Origin of the sequence: Kurthia sp. ISK08 (genome assembly GCF_046159805.1) — a bacterium.
Taxonomy (GTDB): domain Bacteria; phylum Bacillota; class Bacilli; order Bacillales_A; family Planococcaceae; genus Kurthia; species Kurthia gibsonii.
The window spans coordinates 158,905-174,829 of record NZ_JBJXHL010000001.1 but is presented as its reverse complement, the minus strand read 5'-3'; the positions used below and the strand labels follow the sequence as shown (position 1 = coordinate 174,829).

Genomic DNA, 15,925 nt, shown 5'->3' with positions numbered 1-15,925 from the left:
ACAAGTGAGTACAGGTCTTGCCATTACATTCATCATCCTTGCGTTAATCGTTGGTCTTGTGGGTGGATTTTTCATCGCACGCCAATACATGATGAAGTATTTAAAAGAAAACCCGCCAATCAACGAAGATATGCTTCGTATGATGATGACTCAAATGGGACGCAAACCATCTGAGAAACAGGTTCGCCAAGTGATGAGCCAAATGAGTAAAGCAACAGATAAAATGGATAAAAAGAAGAAATAATTTATTCGTTAAGATAAACCAAAAAAGTGAGGCCTCATTAGTAGGTCTCACTTTTTGTATGTTATGCAGGTTGAATAATACGTGTGCGACGTTTCTTCTGTGGGAATTGATAATCTTGTGGTAAATAACTAATATGAAAGTCTACTAAAAATTTAATAATTTCTTTTTCATAATCAAAAGGTTGTTCATTAAATGATTGCGCATGCTCACCTTTTTCGAATAACACAAGTCGTGTATTTTCAGGTTTTGCCGCATGTAGCGCTTCTGACATTGTATGTGGAATATACGTATCTTCTAAACTATGAATATATAAAATCGGTTTTGAAATCTTTTGAACAGCTTCAATCGGTGCGACTTCACGCAGTGTATAACCATCACGTTTTTGAATAAAGAAGTCAGCTAATTTTACCGCGTAAGCAGTTTTAATCGGTGTATCGCGCATGAGTACATGGTGGAGTTGTTTTTCAAATGTTGAGAATGCGCAATCTGCAATAATAAAATCAAATAATGTATCATCTAATCCACCATATTGAAGAGTTGTAGCAGCACCCATTGATTCACCTTGAATTCCTAACAGCGCATCATGTGTCATCTGTGAACGAACAGCTTCTACAACAGCTTGTAAATCATACTTTTCATAAAAGCCATAACTTGTCGTTTTGCCATCTGTTTTTCCGTGGCGCCGTTGATCGTAAACAATAATATTATAACCGAGACGAGCAAATACTTGTGCGTATTTTAAGGAATTGATATGTGTTTCAGTTACTCCGTGTAAAATAATGATTGTATTAAGACTTGTCGTACTCTGAATTTTATGGCATGTAATGGGGTAACCATTTGGTGATTGTACAATGAAACTTTCTTTAGCTACATGTGTAAACCAGTCTTCATCAAGCCGATTGGATTGTACTTCGCGATTCCAGATGAACTGCTCATCTTTTTGTTTCATATACATAACACGATTGGAAATGGTATAGCCAAGGGCAGCGATGGAAGCGCTCGCAGCACTTGCAACTACAGAAGCAAGTAAAGGCCATTTCTTTTTCAAATTCATCACCTCATGTTCATCATAATTAAATATGTTAAAAAAATCCATAGCCATTTCAAAACCTTACAAATGATTTACTTTCTGCTAAAATAAATATAAATCAAATACGAGGTGACAGAAATGGCGAAAAAGAAAAAACAAATGACTCAACCGAAGTCGACTTCAGATGACGGATTGACATTAAAAGATCAATTAAATGCAGATGTCTTAAGTCAATTAAAGTTAGCGAAACAAAGCTTAGTTGCACAAGAAAAAGAACAAGAAGAAGAGCGTCGTGCAAAAGCGTTATTTGAGAAAAAACAACGCGAGAAAAATATGAGTTTTGAAGAATTGTTAGAACAATACGGCGATCAAGGTTCAAAATTTTAATCGTACATTTTTAAAACAGACACTATCAGTGCAATTCCCATAAATAAGAGAATCTAAACAAAAAACTGAAGCCGCGACACAGCGCGATTTCAGTTTTTTTTAATCTTTATATATTTTTTCAGCCATACATTTATTTCATACGATGTTCTTCGTATCGATTTGCTTTTGTCATTTTCATCCATTGTTCTAAAACATCCTGTGAAGCAGGATGATGATAAGCGTCGATAATTTCATATAATTGTGGCAAACTGCTAACACCTAAAACTGTACTCGCAATGACATCTTGTTTTAAATTATAGCCAATGGCACCGTTTAACATATAATCTGTAGATTGTTCAAGTTGTTTCAGTGTATGTGCTAATTCTTCTTTTGAATAGTCTAGAAAACCATTGTCTGTCATTCGTTGTTCCCATTCATTTGTTAAAAGACCTTTCGCAATTGTACCACGTGAAATAACCGATATACGTCGTTCTTTCATCCACTCAAACCATTCCTCAGGACGACGGTCTAATGCGCTATATTGCATCATGATAGCGCTTGGACGACCCATTGTTGCCATTTGTTCAATAACATTTGGGCGAATAGAAGAAATACCATATTGACGAATAACGCCTTCACGTTTTAAATCCTCAAATGCTTCTGCAATTTCTTCGAAGTTATCTTCTAATGTTCCACCATGTAGCTGATATAAATCGATATAGTCTGTACCTAAACGGACGAGGCTTTTCTTAACGGCCTCCATGATATATTTTTTTGACGCATCCCAATGCCAGCTGTCACCAGAAGCATCCCATACGTTTCCGACCTTTGTTGAAATGATAACATCTTGGCGTTTTTTACGTAAAATATCTCCTACAATAATTTCGTTACGTCCATGATTATATAAGTCTGCTGTATCAAAAAAGTTAATGCCAGCGTCTACTGCTGCGTCAATGATATTACGCGCCTCTTGTAATTCCATCGGTAGTGACATGCAACCTAAACTTAATTCTGACACGCGTAAATCACTTGGACCTAAGTTTCTATACTCCATATATAACGCCTCCTCATACTTAATGGTACAATGTAAGTGGAAAAATAATCAATCTTAAAAGCATGGAGTGAATAAGATGAACAAAAAATTTGAAGAAGTAACGATTTCATCTGAAACAATTTATGAAGGACGCATTATTGATGTAAAAAAAGATCAAGTACGTCTGCCAAATGGAAAAAATGGAACGCGCGAATTAGTGAAACACCCTGGAGCAGTAGGTATTATTCCAATTACAGCAGATGATCGTTTAATTGTTGTTGAACAATATCGCAAGCCTTTAGAGCGTAGTATTGTTGAAATTCCAGCTGGTAAACTAGAGCCGGGTGAAGAACCAGCCATAACAGCAGTTCGAGAATTAGAAGAAGAAACTGGGTATGGCGCGCATGACTTTACGTATCTTCAAACGATTGCAACATCACCAGGCTTTGCAGATGAAGTCATTCACCTTTATATTGCAAAAGACTTATATAAAATCGAGCAACCGGCAAGTCCAGATGAAGATGAATTTGTTGAATTAATGGAGATTTCTTTAGAAGAAGCAGAAGAAATGATGCAAGATGGTCGAATTTATGATGCGAAAACAGTCATTGCTGTGATGTGGATGCGTCAAAATATGTCGGTAAACAAATAAATTTGTATAGATGAAGTAAAAAAGGTTTTCTTTTTGAGAAAATATGTTTATCATAGTTGCTGTGAACAATATTCTCAATTGACTTGTTATTTAATAATAATTATTATAAAAAGATAGTCATTCCATTTAAATTCCACTATTTGTTGTCAATCAAACATGGGTTTTGGTATAATGTGAATAGTTTAGGAGGGCGTCACTATGGAAAGCCGTATAGATCGAATAAAGAAGCAATTGCATGGTGCGAGCTATAAACTGACGCCACAACGTGAGGCGACAGTGCGCGTACTACTAGAGAACGAAGAAGATCATCTGAGTGCTGAAGATGTCTATTTATTAGTAAAAGAAAAAGCGCCAGAGATTGGTTTAGCAACAGTGTATCGTACACTAGAGTTGTTAACAGAATTAAAAATTGTCGATAAAATTAATTTTGGTGATGGTGTATCACGCTACGATTTACGCCAAGAAGGTGCTGCACATTTCCACCACCATCTTGTATGTATCGAGTGTGGTGCAGTCGATGAAATCCAAGAAGATTTATTAGAAGATGTGGAAGCAATTGTTGAAAAGCGTTGGAATTTCCAAGTGAAAGACCACCGTTTAACATTCCACGGGATTTGCTGGCGTTGTTCAAGTAAAAAAGATCAATCACCAAATGACCAAAACTAGAAGGGTTGTCCCTAAAGTTTAAAAAGCAGCTTAAATCAATTACTTGATTCTAAACTGCGCGCTTAAACTGATGTGGACAGCCTTTTTTCTATCTTGAATAGAGAAGGAGAGAAAACGATGAATCCAGAAGTACGAGATGCAGTAGAAGAATACATACACTTTTTACGTGTAGAGAGACAACTTGCGCAGAATACATTAACATCGTATGACAAAGATATTCGGGCATATGTCCATTCGATTTTTGAAAAGCAACAATTAGCAACTTTTGATGAAATTGAGCGGTATCATATTTTACAACATTTAAAAGCACTGCAAGAAGACGGGAAAACAGCACGTACGATTTCACGACATATTTCATCTATTCGTTCATTCCATCAGTTTTTATTGCGTGAAAAACGCTGTCAACAAGACCCGACGGTTCATTTGGAGATGCCGAAATTAGAACAGAAGTTACCACAGATTTTGTCAATTGAAGAAGTCGACAGATTGATGGAAGCGCCGAATACACAAAAGCCAGCGGGTAAAAGAGATCGCGCAATGTTAGAGCTTTTATATGCTACAGGTATGCGCATAAGTGAATGTATTGAGTTGAATGTAGAAGATGTCCATCTTTCTATGGGGTTCATTCGTGTATTTGGCAAGGGAGGAAAGGAACGTATTATTCCACTTGGACGAGCAGCGATTGAAACATGTACGGTTTACATTAATCAAGCTAGACGTGAATTAGAAAGTACAAAAGGACGAAGTGAAGCGTTATTTTTGAATCAGAGAGGGAACAGATTAACAAGGCAGGGCGTATGGAAATTGTTAAAAGGCTATGCACAAAAAGCACATATTCAGCATGAATTAACACCACATATTTTACGACATTCATTTGCGACTCATCTAATTGAGAATGGCGCAGATTTGCGTGCTGTACAAGAATTATTAGGTCATGCGGATATTTCAACAACACAAATTTATACGCATGTCAGTAAAACACGTCTATCTGATGTCTATAAACAATACCATCCGCGTGCATAAATTTTAAAATGTCAGATGTCTGACGTTTATTTTTCTAAAAAATTTGTTAAAATAAAGAAGAACAATCAACGACTGACTTTTTTCGGGAATCAGTAATGAAATCGATTGTAGGAGGAACTAAAAATGAAACCATTTAAACGTATACATTTAATTGTGATGGACTCAGTAGGTATTGGTGAGGCACCAGATGCAGCTGCTTTTAACGATGTAGGTGCAGATACACTTGGACATATTGCAGAGGAAATGAACGGGCTGAATATGCCACATATGGAGAGCTTAGGCTATTCAAATATTCGTCGTATGATTGACTTAGAGCCACTTAAAGGCATTCAAGAAGTTGAAAAACCAAAAGCTTACTATGGTCGCATGCAAGAAGCCTCTGTAGGAAAAGATACAATGACAGGCCACTGGGAGATTATGGGTTTAAATATCGACAAACCTTTTAAAGTTTATCCAGAAGGCTTCCCACAAGAATTATTAGATGAGTTAGAAGAAAAAACAGGTCGTAAAGTATTATGTAATCAACCATACAGTGGTACAGCAGTTATTGAGGACTTTGGTAAAGAACATATGGAGACGGGCGCTCTGATTGTTTATACATCAGCAGATCCAGTATTACAAATTGCAGCACATGAAGATATTGTGCCGCTAGAAGAACTATATAAAATTTGTGAAATTGCACGTGAGATTACAAAACGCCCTGAGTACTTAGTCGGTCGTGTCATTGCGCGTCCATTCGTAGGCGAGCCAGGAAACTTTACACGTACTGCAAATCGTCACGACTATGCCCTAACACCATTCGGTCGTACAGTAATGAATGAGATGAAGGATGCGGGGCTTGATGTCATCGCGATCGGTAAAATCTCAGATATTTATAACGGTGAAGGTGTAACGGAAGCGATTCGTACGAAAAGTAATATGGACGGAATGGATCAATTAGTCAATGTCATGAAACGTGATTTCCACGGACTATCATTCGTCAACTTAGTAGATTTTGATGCAAACTTTGGTCACCGTCGTGACCCACAAGGTTATGGTGAAGCACTAGAAGCGTTTGATGCGCGCTTACCAGAAGTATTTGAAAATATGCATGAAGATGATTTACTACTAATTACAGCAGACCACGGGAATGATCCAACATTTGAAGGAACAGACCATACGCGTGAATATGTGCCTTTAATTGCGTACTCACCACGCTTTAAAGAAGGTAAAGCGCTTGACCACATGCAAACTTTTGCAAGTCTTGGTGCGACAGTTGCAGATAATTTTGATGTGAAGTTACCAGAGTACGGTGAAAGTTTCTTATCCCAATTGAAATAAGGAAGGACAGACGTATATGCATATTTTAGATGTCATTGAAAAAAAGAAAAACAATCAACCTTTAACAAAAGAAGATATTCAATTTTTTATTGATGGTTATGTCAATGATACAATTGAAGATTATCAAGCATCTGCTTTACTAATGGCAATTCGTATCAATGGATTAGATTTTGAGGAAACATTAGCATTAACGAATGCGATGCTACATTCAGGTGACATTATTGATCTATCTGCTATTAATGGTTATAAAGTCGATAAACATTCAACAGGTGGCGTTGGCGATAAAGTGACACTAATTGTTGCGCCGATTGTTGCCGCATTAGGTGTGAAAGTAGCGAAGTTATCAGGTCGTGGTCTTGGTATTACGGGTGGCACACTTGATAAATTAGAAGCGATTGATGGTGTAAGGATTGATTTAACAGAAGAACAATTCTTAAATCAAGTGAATGAGATTGGTTTTGCGTTAGCAGGACAAACACAAAACTTAGTACCAGCAGACAAAAAGCTCTATGCATTACGTGATGTGACAGGTACAGTCGATTCACTGCCACTGATTGCAAGTTCTATCATGAGTAAAAAGTTAGCAAGTGGTGCTGATGGTATGGTACTTGATGTGAAGTATGGTTCAGGTGCATTTTGTAAAACGAAAGAAGTCGCAACTGAGTTAGCTAAAATTATGATTCAAATTGCAGAAGGCTCGGATAAATCAATCGTGACGGTATTATCTTCAATGGATAATCCATTAGGTCGTGCAATTGGGAATAAAAACGAAGTAAAAGAAGCATATGATTTATTAAAAAATCCAGATGAAGCAGATCCAAATCTTTTAAATACAAGTATTGAAGTATCTGCTTATATGTATGAAATCGCAACGAAGAAAACACATGAAGAAGCAAAGCAAGCTGTACTCGATGTGCTACATTCAGGTGAACCAGTGAAGAAGTTTGAAGAGATGGTGAGAGCGCAGCGCTTGAACGATTCAAATGAAGAAATTGATTTGAACTTTGAACCAGCATATCGTGTAGCTGTAAAAGCGCCGAAAGAAGCGCATGGCTATATTGAAAAAATTGATGCACAAACAATTGGACAAATTTCATTAGATTTAGGTGCAGGTCGTCATACAAAAGCAGATGAGCTCGATTACTTTGCAGGTGTAGAATTACACAAAGTAAAAGGTGACGCTGTAAAGCCAGATGATGTCGTGATGGAACTGTATGCAAGTAAACCAATTGATGAAGCATTTGCAGTGCGTGCACAACAGGCAATCACGTATAGTGAGCAGTCAGTCGATGCAATTGATGCAAAAAGTGTTTTGAAAAGTAAAGATTTAAGTCAATAATTGAAAACATCTTGAGGTTTAAAAAATCTCAAGATGTTTTTTTGTCTTTTAAGAAGAATTTTAAAATAAAAACGTTTTCATAGAAAAACAATGATTGGCACAATTCCCCATCCTATGATAAAGTTTTTAATAAAGAAAATTCCGACCATTCACACAATGGCGGGTTCAGGGGGATTTGACATGCATTTATATGGCACACAAGCAGTAAATGAAAAAGGGCATTTAACAATTGGGGGAGTCGATACAACAGAACTAGCCGCTACATACGGAACACCACAATTTGTATACGATCTAGCGCTATTTAGAGAACGTGCGCGTGGTTTTGTAGATACATTTGAAAAAGCAGGTGTGAAAGCACAGGTAGCCTATGCTTCAAAAGCTTTCTCATCAGTAGCGATTTATCAAGTGGCTGCACAGGAAGGTTTATCGGTGGATGTCGTGTCAGGTGGAGAACTATATACAGCTTTAAAAGCTGGATTCCCAAGTGCTAAAATCCATTTCCATGGCAATAACAAATCACTAGAGGAATTACATCAAGCATTCGATTCAAAAATCGGTTGTATCGTCATTGATAACTTCTATGAAATTGAACAATTAAAAGAATTAGCAACAGTAAAGCAACAGAAGATGGATGTATTAATTCGTGTAACACCAGGTGTTGAAGCACATACACATGATTTTATTACAACAGGTCAAGCTGATTCGAAATTCGGATTTGACTTAAGTAATGGTCAAGCAGATGAAGCTTTTCAACAGCTTTATCAACATGACTTCCTTCAATTAAAAGGCATGCACTGTCATATTGGCTCGCAAATCTTTGAAACAGAAGCATTTAGCTTAGCTGCACAAAAAGTAGTAGCGAAAATGGCTGAGTGGGAAAAAACAACAGGATTCAAAGCGACAGTATTAAATCTTGGTGGTGGATTCGGTATTCGTTACACAGAAGAAGATGCACCTCTTGAGCCAGCTGTTTATGTAGATGATATGATTCAAGCTGTGAAAAAAGAAGCAGCGGCACACGAAGTCGCTTTACCTGAAATTTGGATCGAACCAGGTCGTTCATTAGTAGGAGATGCTGGAACGACACTTTACACAATTGGTTCAAGTAAAGTAGTACCAGATGTACGCAACTATATCGCAATCGATGGTGGCATGAGTGATAACATTCGTCCAGCATTATATGATGCAAAATATGAAGGTGTACTTGCAAATAAGATGAATGAAAAAGCAGATACGGTTTATACAATTGCAGGAAAGTTATGTGAATCAGGCGATAAAATTATCGAAGATTTAACATTACCAAAAGCAGAAGCACATGATTTACTTGCGACATTCTGTACAGGTGCTTATGGTTATGCGATGGCAAGTAATTATAATCGTATGCCGCGTCCAGCAGTTGTTTTCGTTGAAAATGGCCAACATCAATTAGTTGTAAAAAGAGAAACAATGGAAGATTTAGTGAAATTAGATTTACCATTCACGCTAGGTGAATAATTCTGTTTTATCCTAAAAAATGGCAAAAAAGTTGCGGGATAGTAAAATTTCGTGTAGTATAGCCAAGTATATAGTTTAGGTTTAAAAAAAGAGGGATTATAATCTATGTTAAATCGATATAAAAAAACATACGAAAAAATCGCAATGGGGCTACTTTCTTTTATGCCAGATGAAAAAGATTTAAAAGTACTGCAACAAACGATTCAAAAGTATGATACCGAACAAGATTGGGAATTATATTTGTATAAGCTAGATGCCGACTATATTGGTTTAATCGGTGTGGAACGATTCGATACAGAATTGATTGTCCGTCATATCTCAGTTGACCCTTCTCATAGAGGAGAAGGAATTGGGACAACGATGGTACAAGAGTTAGCAGAGCAAAATCCTACTTGTCGTGTAAGTGCTTGTCAATTGACTAAGCCATTTATCGAAAAATGTCTTCATACAAAAGAAGAAGCAGACATTCACGTATAATGTCTGCTTCTTTTCATGTTTAGCGTTGTTTTGTAGCGAGTGCCAACTCACGCGCTTCAATGACTTCTGTTCGGTCACGTAAGCAGTGTTTATTCAGTAAATAGTCTGGGTCAATTACAGGAAGCTGTTCTATCTCATTTTGAACTATTTCTTTTAATAGACGATTTGTTATATCAATTGAAAAAGTTTCAAAACGAGCGCCTTCAGTAATAGCGAGTCTTGTCTGTTCAATTTGATGTAGCAAGTCATCATAGTCGATTTTTTCAGCGAAAGGCGTAGTTCGTGCTGCATGCAATAACGCATGACTTCGTACCAATAACGTTTTCGCACCGCGGCTATTTCCTCGGCGCCAATGATATAAACCCGTCGCAAGTTGAATATAACCTACAAGTGGATGTTTACGCTCTCTTTCTGCAATCTCCTTCCAATAATCTTCTAATACTTCATGGCATTCAAAAAAATCTTGATTCCCGTTGAAATATGTGAGAAATTGGACGAATGCAGGATGGTTCATCGGGTGCATTTTATTCACCTTTCCTCTATACTAAATTTGATATGAATGTTAGGTGGTTATCATATGTCTTATGAAGTGAAAGTAGAGGTCTTTGAAGGACCTCTCGATTTATTATTACACTTAATTCATCGTTTGGAAATTGATATATATGATATTCCAATGCGTGAGATTACAGCTCAGTATATGGAACATATTCGTGCAATGCAAGTACTTGAATTAAATGAAGCAAGTGAATATTTAGTGATGGCAGCGACATTACTTGAAATTAAAAGTAAAATGCTCTTACCTGTTCATGAAGGTGAACTCGATGAGATTGATATTGACGATGATTTTACGGATCCTCGTGACGAATTAGTGGCAAAACTGATTGAATATCGCAAATATAAAGAAGCTGCTTTAAAATTAAAAGAAAAAGAAGAAGAACGCGTTCAAATTTATACACGTCCACCAAGTGACCTATCCGACTATATGCAAGATGAACAGATGCAATTATTTGATACAAGTGTGAACGTTTATGATTTAGTCGCGGCTTTTCAAAAAATGTTACGTCGAAAACGTTTAAAAGCACCACTAAGTACACGAGTAGCTAAACAAGGTGTATCGATTCGACAACAAATGCAGTCGATTGTGGAACGACTAAAACAAGCAAAACAACCGCTTGATTTTTATGATTTATTTGAATCAGATGATAAACCGACGCTTGTTTTAACGTTTTTATCACTACTTGAATTAATGAAGCGTCAAATGGTCATGGTGGAACAACAACAAAATTTTGAACAACTATTTGTCATTTTAAAAGAAGGAGATGTCGATGATGCAACATTCGAATCCATTGATGAGTAAAATTGAAAGTCTTCTCTTTGTCATTGGTGAAGATGGCTTAACTATTTCACAACTAAGCCAATTAACAGAGTCGACAGAACAAGAATTAACAGAAGCACTTCAATTCATGATGAATCAATATGAATTAGATGCTTCAAGAGGAATTACATTAAAAGAGATTGCAGGTACATATCAACTCGTATCGAAGCTTGAAAATGTCGAAGTGATTGAAAAGTTGGTTGAAAATCCACCAGCACAATCACTTTCGCAAGCAGCGCTCGAAGTGTTAGCGATTGTTGCTTATAAACAGCCCATTCCTCGCGTTGAAGTAGAAGAATTACGTGGTGTAAAGTGTGAACGTGCACTGCACACGCTTAATCAAAAAGGACTTATTCAAGAAGTAGGTCGTGTCGAGGGAACAGGTCGCGCCATTTTATATGGTACGACGAAAGAGTTCCTAAATTACTTTGGTCTAAAAAATATAGAGGAATTACCTCCTTTAGAAGAACAAGATCAATTACCGGAAGATGGACAAGATTTATTCATGTCAAAATTCCAAGAAGCTTTTTTAGAAGAAGAAAATCAATCATAAAATATAAACAAAATCAGGATGAATTCCTATGAGGTGAATAGAATGGAAAGACTACAAAAAGTAATTGCACACGCAGGTGTTGCATCAAGAAGAAAAGCAGAACAACTAATTTTAGAAGGTAAAGTAAAAGTGAACGGTGTCGTTGTACGTGAACTAGGTACAAAAGTGACAAGCTCAGACCAAGTAGAAGTTGAAAACGTAAAAATCGAATCAGAGAAAAAAGTATATTATTTACTATATAAACCACGTGGTGTCATCTCAGCTGTATCAGATGATCGTGGCCGTAAAACAGTTGTCGATTTATTCCCAGAAGTAGAAGAACGTATCTTCCCAGTCGGTCGTCTAGATTACGATACATCGGGTGTTCTGTTATTAACGAATGATGGGGATTTTGCGAATAAATTAACGCACCCTCGTTATAACATTGATAAGACATATGTAGCAAAAATTAAAGGTGTTTTACGTCGCGAAGAAATTCGCCAATTAGAAAAAGGCGTGATGCTAGAAGATGGGAAAACAGCTCCTGCTCGCGTACGTGTTATTTCTTCAGATGTAAAATTAGATAAATCAATTGTTGCAATTACAATCCACGAAGGACGTAACCGTCAAGTTCGCCGTATGTTTGAAGCAGTAGGGCACCCTGTAAGTAAATTAAAGCGTGAAGAATTTGCATTCTTAACACCAATTGGTCTAAATGCAGGGGAATCACGTGAATTAACAGCACATGAAGTAAAGCAACTTCGCGTGTTAGCTGAAACAGGTAAAATCGGGTAATCATCAATTCGTCTATAAGGAGGTAATGGAATAAATGCAACGAAAGAGAAAAAGATTATTCATTCGTTCCATTATTTTAGCCGTCCTCGTAGCAGCAATTGGTTATACAGTGTATGTCACCGCTACGGGTGGTTCAAAAAAAGTCGTCAAAGAAGGCGACCAAGCACCAAACTTCGTATTAACAGATTTAAACGGGAAAAAACATCAACTGTCTGATTATAAAGGGCAGGGCGTTCTTCTGAATTTTTGGGGAACGTGGTGTCCACCTTGTAAAAAAGAAATGCCTGCTCTAAATGAAGCATATAAAGCATTTGAAGATAAGGGTGTACAAGTAATTAGTATTAATATTGCGCAATCTGATTTTGAAGTACGTGATTTTGTGTCTTCTTATGGACTGGATTTTCCAATGACGATTGATCAAACAAAATCCGTCATGCGTGCGTACAATGTAGACCAATTACCCGCTACATTTTTAATTGATTCTAATGGAAAAATTAAGCGCATTCTAACATATGGAATTACAGAAAAAGAATTTAAACAGTATATGGAGAGCATTCAACCTTAAATAAGGGAGTTTTCTAAATATGAAAAAAATTGTGTGTGCGTGTGGTTATGAAAATCCAGAAGGGACGCACCTCTGTGCACAGTGCGGTAGACCGCTAACAAAAGAAGATGAAGAAAAAAAGGTCGTTGATATGCGTTATGATGGAACAGCCATTCGTTCTAAAACGTATAAAACATCTTTTATAGATCGAATTTGGAATTTCTTTTCAAGCGTCAAAGTAGGCGTATCGCTCATCGTTATTACGCTCGTCCTTGCTGCCATTGGTACATTTTTACCGCAAATCATGTTTGTATCCGTCCCACCAGGTATGGAAACAATCGATGTTTATGAAGAAAAGTATGGTTTTTTCGGTAAAATCTATTATGTATTAGGATTTTCAAATATTTATGCTTCTTGGTGGTTCCAAACAATTGTCGGGATGTTAGCTGTCTCGATTATTATCGCTAGTCTTGATCGTGGTATTCCGCTTTATAAAGCTCTAAAACACCAACGTGTGCGTCGCCATGCGTCGTTTATGAAGCGTCAGCGTCTTGTATCGGAAACAGTACAAGATGAAAAGCAAGCTGCTGAAACATTTGAATTAGCAGAGCAAACACTAAAATCAATGCGCTATCATGTCAGAAGAGAACAAGGTGCATTACTGGCTGAAAAAGGACGTTTTTCTCGTTTTGGACCGTATATCAATCATGTTGGATTAATTATTTTCATAACAGGTGTCATGTTACGTTTGATGCCTGGTTTTTATGTAGATGAAAGCCTCTGGGTGCGTGAAGGCGAAACAACTGCCATCCCAGGTGTAGAAGGTTATTACATAAAAAACAATCAATTTATTTTAGAAACATATGATGAAAAAGATTTAAAAGGACAAGATTCTGAGCGGGTAGAACAAGCGATTAATACACGCGCTAAAAACTATCAGACAGATGTGACCTTGTATAAAGAAGATGGTACACCTTTAGCTGGTGATACAGCCGATTTACAAAAAATCGGTCAATATAGCATTCAAGTAAACAAACCATTAAAATATGATGGTTTTGCTCTATATCAAACAGACTTCAAACAAGATGAATTGAAGACGATGACGTTTGATTTAGTCAATAAAACAAGCGGAAAATCTTTAGGACAAATTACGATTGATTTACGTAACCCGAAAAAAGAATATGTAATTAACAAACAAACAAAAGTAGAACTACAAAAATACTATCCAGATTTTACGGAATTTAAAGATGGTGAACCTCAAACAGCTTCATCTATTCCAAACAATCCAGCTTTTATTTTTAAGATGGTAACACCTGAACAGCCAAAGGGCGAAATAAGTTTTGTAGCAATTCGCCAAACATTAGAGCCATTTGGAGAAACAACATATAAAATGAAGTTCCAATCTGTTGAAACGCGAGATGCTTCGAATCTAACCGTTCGAAAAGATAAAACATTACCGATTTTGTTAGTCGGAGGTATTATTTTTATGATTGGTGTAACAATGGGTTCTTATTGGAGTCATCGTCGTATCTGGTTGCAACGAACAGAAGATGGTCGTGTGTTACTTGCAGCGCATACGAATAAAAATTGGTTTAGCATGAAAAAAGACGTAAGTGAAGTATGCACATCTGCGCATTTAACAGACTATCATGATCAGCTAGAGGAGAGAGAGAAACAATGAATCTATTAGATCTTAGTGGGACATTACTATTAATCGCTTTCATCGCTTATTTACTTGCTATTTTATTATTTGGTGGTGCGATTCGCCATAAACAACGCGATGTTTCTATCTCAAATAAACATTGGGGTAATGCTGCGATGGTTGTGACAATCATTGGGTTTACAAGTAATGTTGGGTATTTTATTACACGTTGGATTTATGCAGAACATGCGCCTGTTAGTAATATGTTCGAATTCGCCACAGCCTTTGGTATGTTTATTGTTGGTGCGTTTTTAATTATGTATTGGATGTACCGTTTAGCAACACTTGGTATCGTAGCTCTATCAATTGCAGTGTTACTCATCGCATTTGCAAGTATGTTCCCAAGTGATGTGACGCCTTTAATTCCAGCATTAAAATCATATTGGTTAACCATTCATGTTATTACGACGGTAATTGGCGAAGCCATCTTAGCGATGAGTGCTGTAGCAGGTCTCGTTTACTTACTTAAAACCGTATCATTTAAAAATCCAAGTAAGGAGCGCTTCTGGTTAGAAGTTGTGATGTATAGTTTAGTAGTCGTGATTGGTTTTGTTGTTGTAACCGCAACTTTTAGTAGTATGCACTATGAGGCGAAGTTTAGTTATATCGACAAAGAGCAACAACAAGCGGAAATTACGTATAACACACCACCGCTATTCGGTATGCATGAAAGTAAGGCATTAAAGCCTGAGCGCATGCAACCACTTATGGATATGCCAGCTAGCATTAATGCGAAAAAGTTAACAACCGTCGTTTGGTCATTTATTGTCGGTACGATTTTATATGGGTTATTGCGTTTATTCTGCCGAAAACCTTTGGCGCAAGTCGTACAACCACTTGTAAAACAGACGAATATTACGCTGATGGATGAAATCGGCTACCGAGCTGTATTAATCGGATTCCCTGTTTTCACGCTAGGTGCACTTGTCTTTGCGATGATCTGGGCGCAAGAAGCGTGGACGCGTTTCTGGGCATGGGACCCAAAAGAAGTTTGGGCGCTCATTACATGGTTGTTCTATGCGGCTTTCTTACACCTTCGTCTATCGAAAGGGTGGGAAGGGAAAAAATCTGCTTGGTTAGCTGTGATTGGTTTTGCAATTATTATGTTTAACTTTATCGCAGTGAATTTAATTATTGCAGGCTTGCATTCATACGCAGAATAGTAAAGATAAAAGAGAGTAGTATTCGCTTCGAGAGGAGAGAAGCTGCTCTTTTTTTACTCGAAAAGTAACTGTGGCATAATCAGAAAAAGTCATTTAAAATAGAATTTGTATGGTAAAAAAAGGATGATTTATTCCGTTTTCCTGTTTAATTTGAACAAACGGTGGATAAA

At 37.1% G+C, this 15,925-nt stretch carries 18 protein-coding genes; 15 read left to right on the top strand and 3 right to left on the bottom strand.

From position 1 onward, the window contains the following. Positions 1-4 precede the first annotated feature (4 nt). Complete coding sequence (locus tag ACKVQX_RS00840) at positions 5-244, top strand: YneF family protein (RefSeq protein WP_068454549.1); 240 nt, start codon at positions 5-7, stop codon at positions 242-244. 61 nt (positions 245-305) lie between these two features. Here the strand turns inward: ACKVQX_RS00840 and ACKVQX_RS00835 are convergent, their stop codons facing one another. Continuing rightward, positions 306-1,292 (bottom strand): alpha/beta hydrolase, encoded by a 987-nt coding sequence (locus ACKVQX_RS00835; RefSeq protein WP_082701451.1) that lies wholly within the window; start codon positions 1,290-1,292, stop codon positions 306-308. Positions 1,293-1,412: 120 nt separating this feature from the next. On the opposite strand from ACKVQX_RS00835, the gene ACKVQX_RS00830 reads away from it, so the two are divergent. Further along, positions 1,413-1,661, top strand: a complete 249-nt coding sequence (locus ACKVQX_RS00830) for a YqkE family protein (RefSeq protein ID WP_068454547.1) — start codon at positions 1,413-1,415, stop codon at positions 1,659-1,661. A 130-nt stretch (positions 1,662-1,791) separates the two neighbouring features. Here the strand turns inward: ACKVQX_RS00830 and ACKVQX_RS00825 are convergent, their stop codons facing one another. Next, positions 1,792-2,694 (bottom strand): aldo/keto reductase, encoded by a 903-nt coding sequence (locus ACKVQX_RS00825; RefSeq protein ID WP_325942873.1) that lies wholly within the window; start codon positions 2,692-2,694, stop codon positions 1,792-1,794. A 76-nt stretch (positions 2,695-2,770) separates the two neighbouring features. Here ACKVQX_RS00825 and ACKVQX_RS00820 point away from each other — a divergent pair, with 76 nt between their 5' ends. From ACKVQX_RS00820 to ACKVQX_RS00790, 7 genes are all read left to right on the top strand, one after another. Continuing rightward, complete coding sequence (locus tag ACKVQX_RS00820) at positions 2,771-3,325, top strand: NUDIX hydrolase (protein WP_325921784.1); 555 nt, start codon at positions 2,771-2,773, stop codon at positions 3,323-3,325. Between the two features lie 198 nt (positions 3,326-3,523). Next, positions 3,524-3,991: a Fur family transcriptional regulator gene (locus ACKVQX_RS00815; RefSeq protein WP_068454541.1), complete on the top strand. Its 468-nt coding sequence runs from the start codon at positions 3,524-3,526 to the stop codon at positions 3,989-3,991. A 117-nt stretch (positions 3,992-4,108) separates the two neighbouring features. Then, positions 4,109-5,014 (top strand): site-specific tyrosine recombinase XerD, encoded by a 906-nt coding sequence (gene xerD, locus ACKVQX_RS00810; RefSeq protein ID WP_325942872.1) that lies wholly within the window; start codon positions 4,109-4,111, stop codon positions 5,012-5,014. Positions 5,015-5,137: 123 nt separating this feature from the next. Next, positions 5,138-6,334 (top strand): phosphopentomutase, encoded by a 1,197-nt coding sequence (gene deoB, locus ACKVQX_RS00805; RefSeq protein ID WP_068454535.1) that lies wholly within the window; start codon positions 5,138-5,140, stop codon positions 6,332-6,334. Between the two features lie 16 nt (positions 6,335-6,350). After that, the gene (locus ACKVQX_RS00800) at positions 6,351-7,673 is read left to right on the top strand and encodes a thymidine phosphorylase (protein WP_409135930.1); all 1,323 of its coding nucleotides are present in this window, start codon (positions 6,351-6,353) and stop codon (positions 7,671-7,673) included. A gap of 180 nt (positions 7,674-7,853) precedes the next feature. Further along, a complete protein-coding gene (gene lysA, locus ACKVQX_RS00795) occupies positions 7,854-9,167 on the top strand; it encodes a diaminopimelate decarboxylase (protein ID WP_285216042.1) in 1,314 nt (437 codons plus the stop codon). A 105-nt stretch (positions 9,168-9,272) separates the two neighbouring features. Further along, positions 9,273-9,644, top strand: a complete 372-nt coding sequence (locus ACKVQX_RS00790) for a GNAT family N-acetyltransferase (RefSeq protein WP_068454530.1) — start codon at positions 9,273-9,275, stop codon at positions 9,642-9,644. 19 nt (positions 9,645-9,663) lie between these two features. On the opposite strand, the gene ACKVQX_RS00785 is transcribed toward ACKVQX_RS00790, so the two are convergent. Next, positions 9,664-10,167 carry a DUF309 domain-containing protein gene (locus ACKVQX_RS00785; protein WP_409135929.1) on the bottom strand — a complete coding sequence of 168 codons (504 nt, stop codon included), beginning with the start codon at positions 10,165-10,167 and terminating at the stop codon, positions 9,664-9,666. A gap of 54 nt (positions 10,168-10,221) precedes the next feature. On the opposite strand from ACKVQX_RS00785, the gene ACKVQX_RS00780 reads away from it, so the two are divergent. From ACKVQX_RS00780 to ccsB, 6 genes are read left to right on the top strand one after another with little or no spacing between them, the layout of a single operon-like run. Further along, on the top strand, positions 10,222-11,001 hold the full coding sequence (locus ACKVQX_RS00780) for a segregation/condensation protein A (protein ID WP_285216043.1): 780 nt from the start codon (positions 10,222-10,224) through the stop codon (positions 10,999-11,001). After that, positions 10,973-11,572: an SMC-Scp complex subunit ScpB gene (gene scpB / locus ACKVQX_RS00775; RefSeq protein WP_068454519.1), complete on the top strand. Its 600-nt coding sequence runs from the start codon at positions 10,973-10,975 to the stop codon at positions 11,570-11,572. Before ACKVQX_RS00780 ends, scpB begins: the two co-directional genes overlap by 29 nt. 42 nt (positions 11,573-11,614) lie before the next feature. Then, complete coding sequence (locus tag ACKVQX_RS00770; RefSeq protein WP_068454516.1) at positions 11,615-12,346, top strand: pseudouridine synthase; 732 nt, start codon at positions 11,615-11,617, stop codon at positions 12,344-12,346. Positions 12,347-12,380: 34 nt separating this feature from the next. Further along, positions 12,381-12,911 (top strand): thiol-disulfide oxidoreductase ResA, encoded by a 531-nt coding sequence (gene resA / locus ACKVQX_RS00765; protein WP_343174433.1) that lies wholly within the window; start codon positions 12,381-12,383, stop codon positions 12,909-12,911. Between the two features lie 19 nt (positions 12,912-12,930). Continuing rightward, on the top strand, positions 12,931-14,571 hold the full coding sequence (locus ACKVQX_RS00760; RefSeq protein ID WP_409135928.1) for a cytochrome c biogenesis protein ResB: 1,641 nt from the start codon (positions 12,931-12,933) through the stop codon (positions 14,569-14,571). Continuing rightward, positions 14,568-15,755 (top strand): c-type cytochrome biogenesis protein CcsB, encoded by a 1,188-nt coding sequence (gene ccsB, locus ACKVQX_RS00755; protein WP_343174431.1) that lies wholly within the window; start codon positions 14,568-14,570, stop codon positions 15,753-15,755. The genes ACKVQX_RS00760 and ccsB overlap by 4 nt, the downstream gene beginning before the upstream one ends. Positions 15,756-15,925: the final 170 nt, after the last annotated feature.

Excerpts from the sequence above, each read along its gene's own strand:
- ACKVQX_RS00800 (WP_409135930.1), top strand. The coding sequence starts at position 6,351 with ATGCATATTTTAGATGTCATTGAAAAAAAGAAAAACAATCAACCTTTA.
- ACKVQX_RS00820 (WP_325921784.1), top strand. The coding sequence starts at position 2,771 with ATGAACAAAAAATTTGAAGAAGTAACGATTTCATCTGAAACAATTTAT.
- lysA (WP_285216042.1), top strand. The coding sequence starts at position 7,854 with ATGCATTTATATGGCACACAAGCAGTAAATGAAAAAGGGCATTTAACA.
- ACKVQX_RS00760 (WP_409135928.1), top strand. The coding sequence starts at position 12,931 with ATGAAAAAAATTGTGTGTGCGTGTGGTTATGAAAATCCAGAAGGGACG.
- ACKVQX_RS00780 (WP_285216043.1), top strand. The coding sequence starts at position 10,222 with ATGTCTTATGAAGTGAAAGTAGAGGTCTTTGAAGGACCTCTCGATTTA.
- ccsB (WP_343174431.1), top strand. The coding sequence starts at position 14,568 with ATGAATCTATTAGATCTTAGTGGGACATTACTATTAATCGCTTTCATC.
- deoB (WP_068454535.1), top strand. The coding sequence starts at position 5,138 with ATGAAACCATTTAAACGTATACATTTAATTGTGATGGACTCAGTAGGT.
- resA (WP_343174433.1), top strand. The coding sequence starts at position 12,381 with ATGCAACGAAAGAGAAAAAGATTATTCATTCGTTCCATTATTTTAGCC.
- xerD (WP_325942872.1), top strand. The coding sequence starts at position 4,109 with ATGAATCCAGAAGTACGAGATGCAGTAGAAGAATACATACACTTTTTA.
- ACKVQX_RS00825 (WP_325942873.1), bottom strand. The coding sequence starts at position 2,694 with ATGGAGTATAGAAACTTAGGTCCAAGTGATTTACGCGTGTCAGAATTA.
- ACKVQX_RS00770 (WP_068454516.1), top strand. The coding sequence starts at position 11,615 with ATGGAAAGACTACAAAAAGTAATTGCACACGCAGGTGTTGCATCAAGA.
- ACKVQX_RS00815 (WP_068454541.1), top strand. The coding sequence starts at position 3,524 with ATGGAAAGCCGTATAGATCGAATAAAGAAGCAATTGCATGGTGCGAGC.
- ACKVQX_RS00830 (WP_068454547.1), top strand. The coding sequence starts at position 1,413 with ATGGCGAAAAAGAAAAAACAAATGACTCAACCGAAGTCGACTTCAGAT.
- scpB (WP_068454519.1), top strand. The coding sequence starts at position 10,973 with ATGCAACATTCGAATCCATTGATGAGTAAAATTGAAAGTCTTCTCTTT.
- ACKVQX_RS00790 (WP_068454530.1), top strand. The coding sequence starts at position 9,273 with ATGTTAAATCGATATAAAAAAACATACGAAAAAATCGCAATGGGGCTA.
- ACKVQX_RS00785 (WP_409135929.1), bottom strand. The coding sequence starts at position 10,167 with ATGCACCCGATGAACCATCCTGCATTCGTCCAATTTCTCACATATTTC.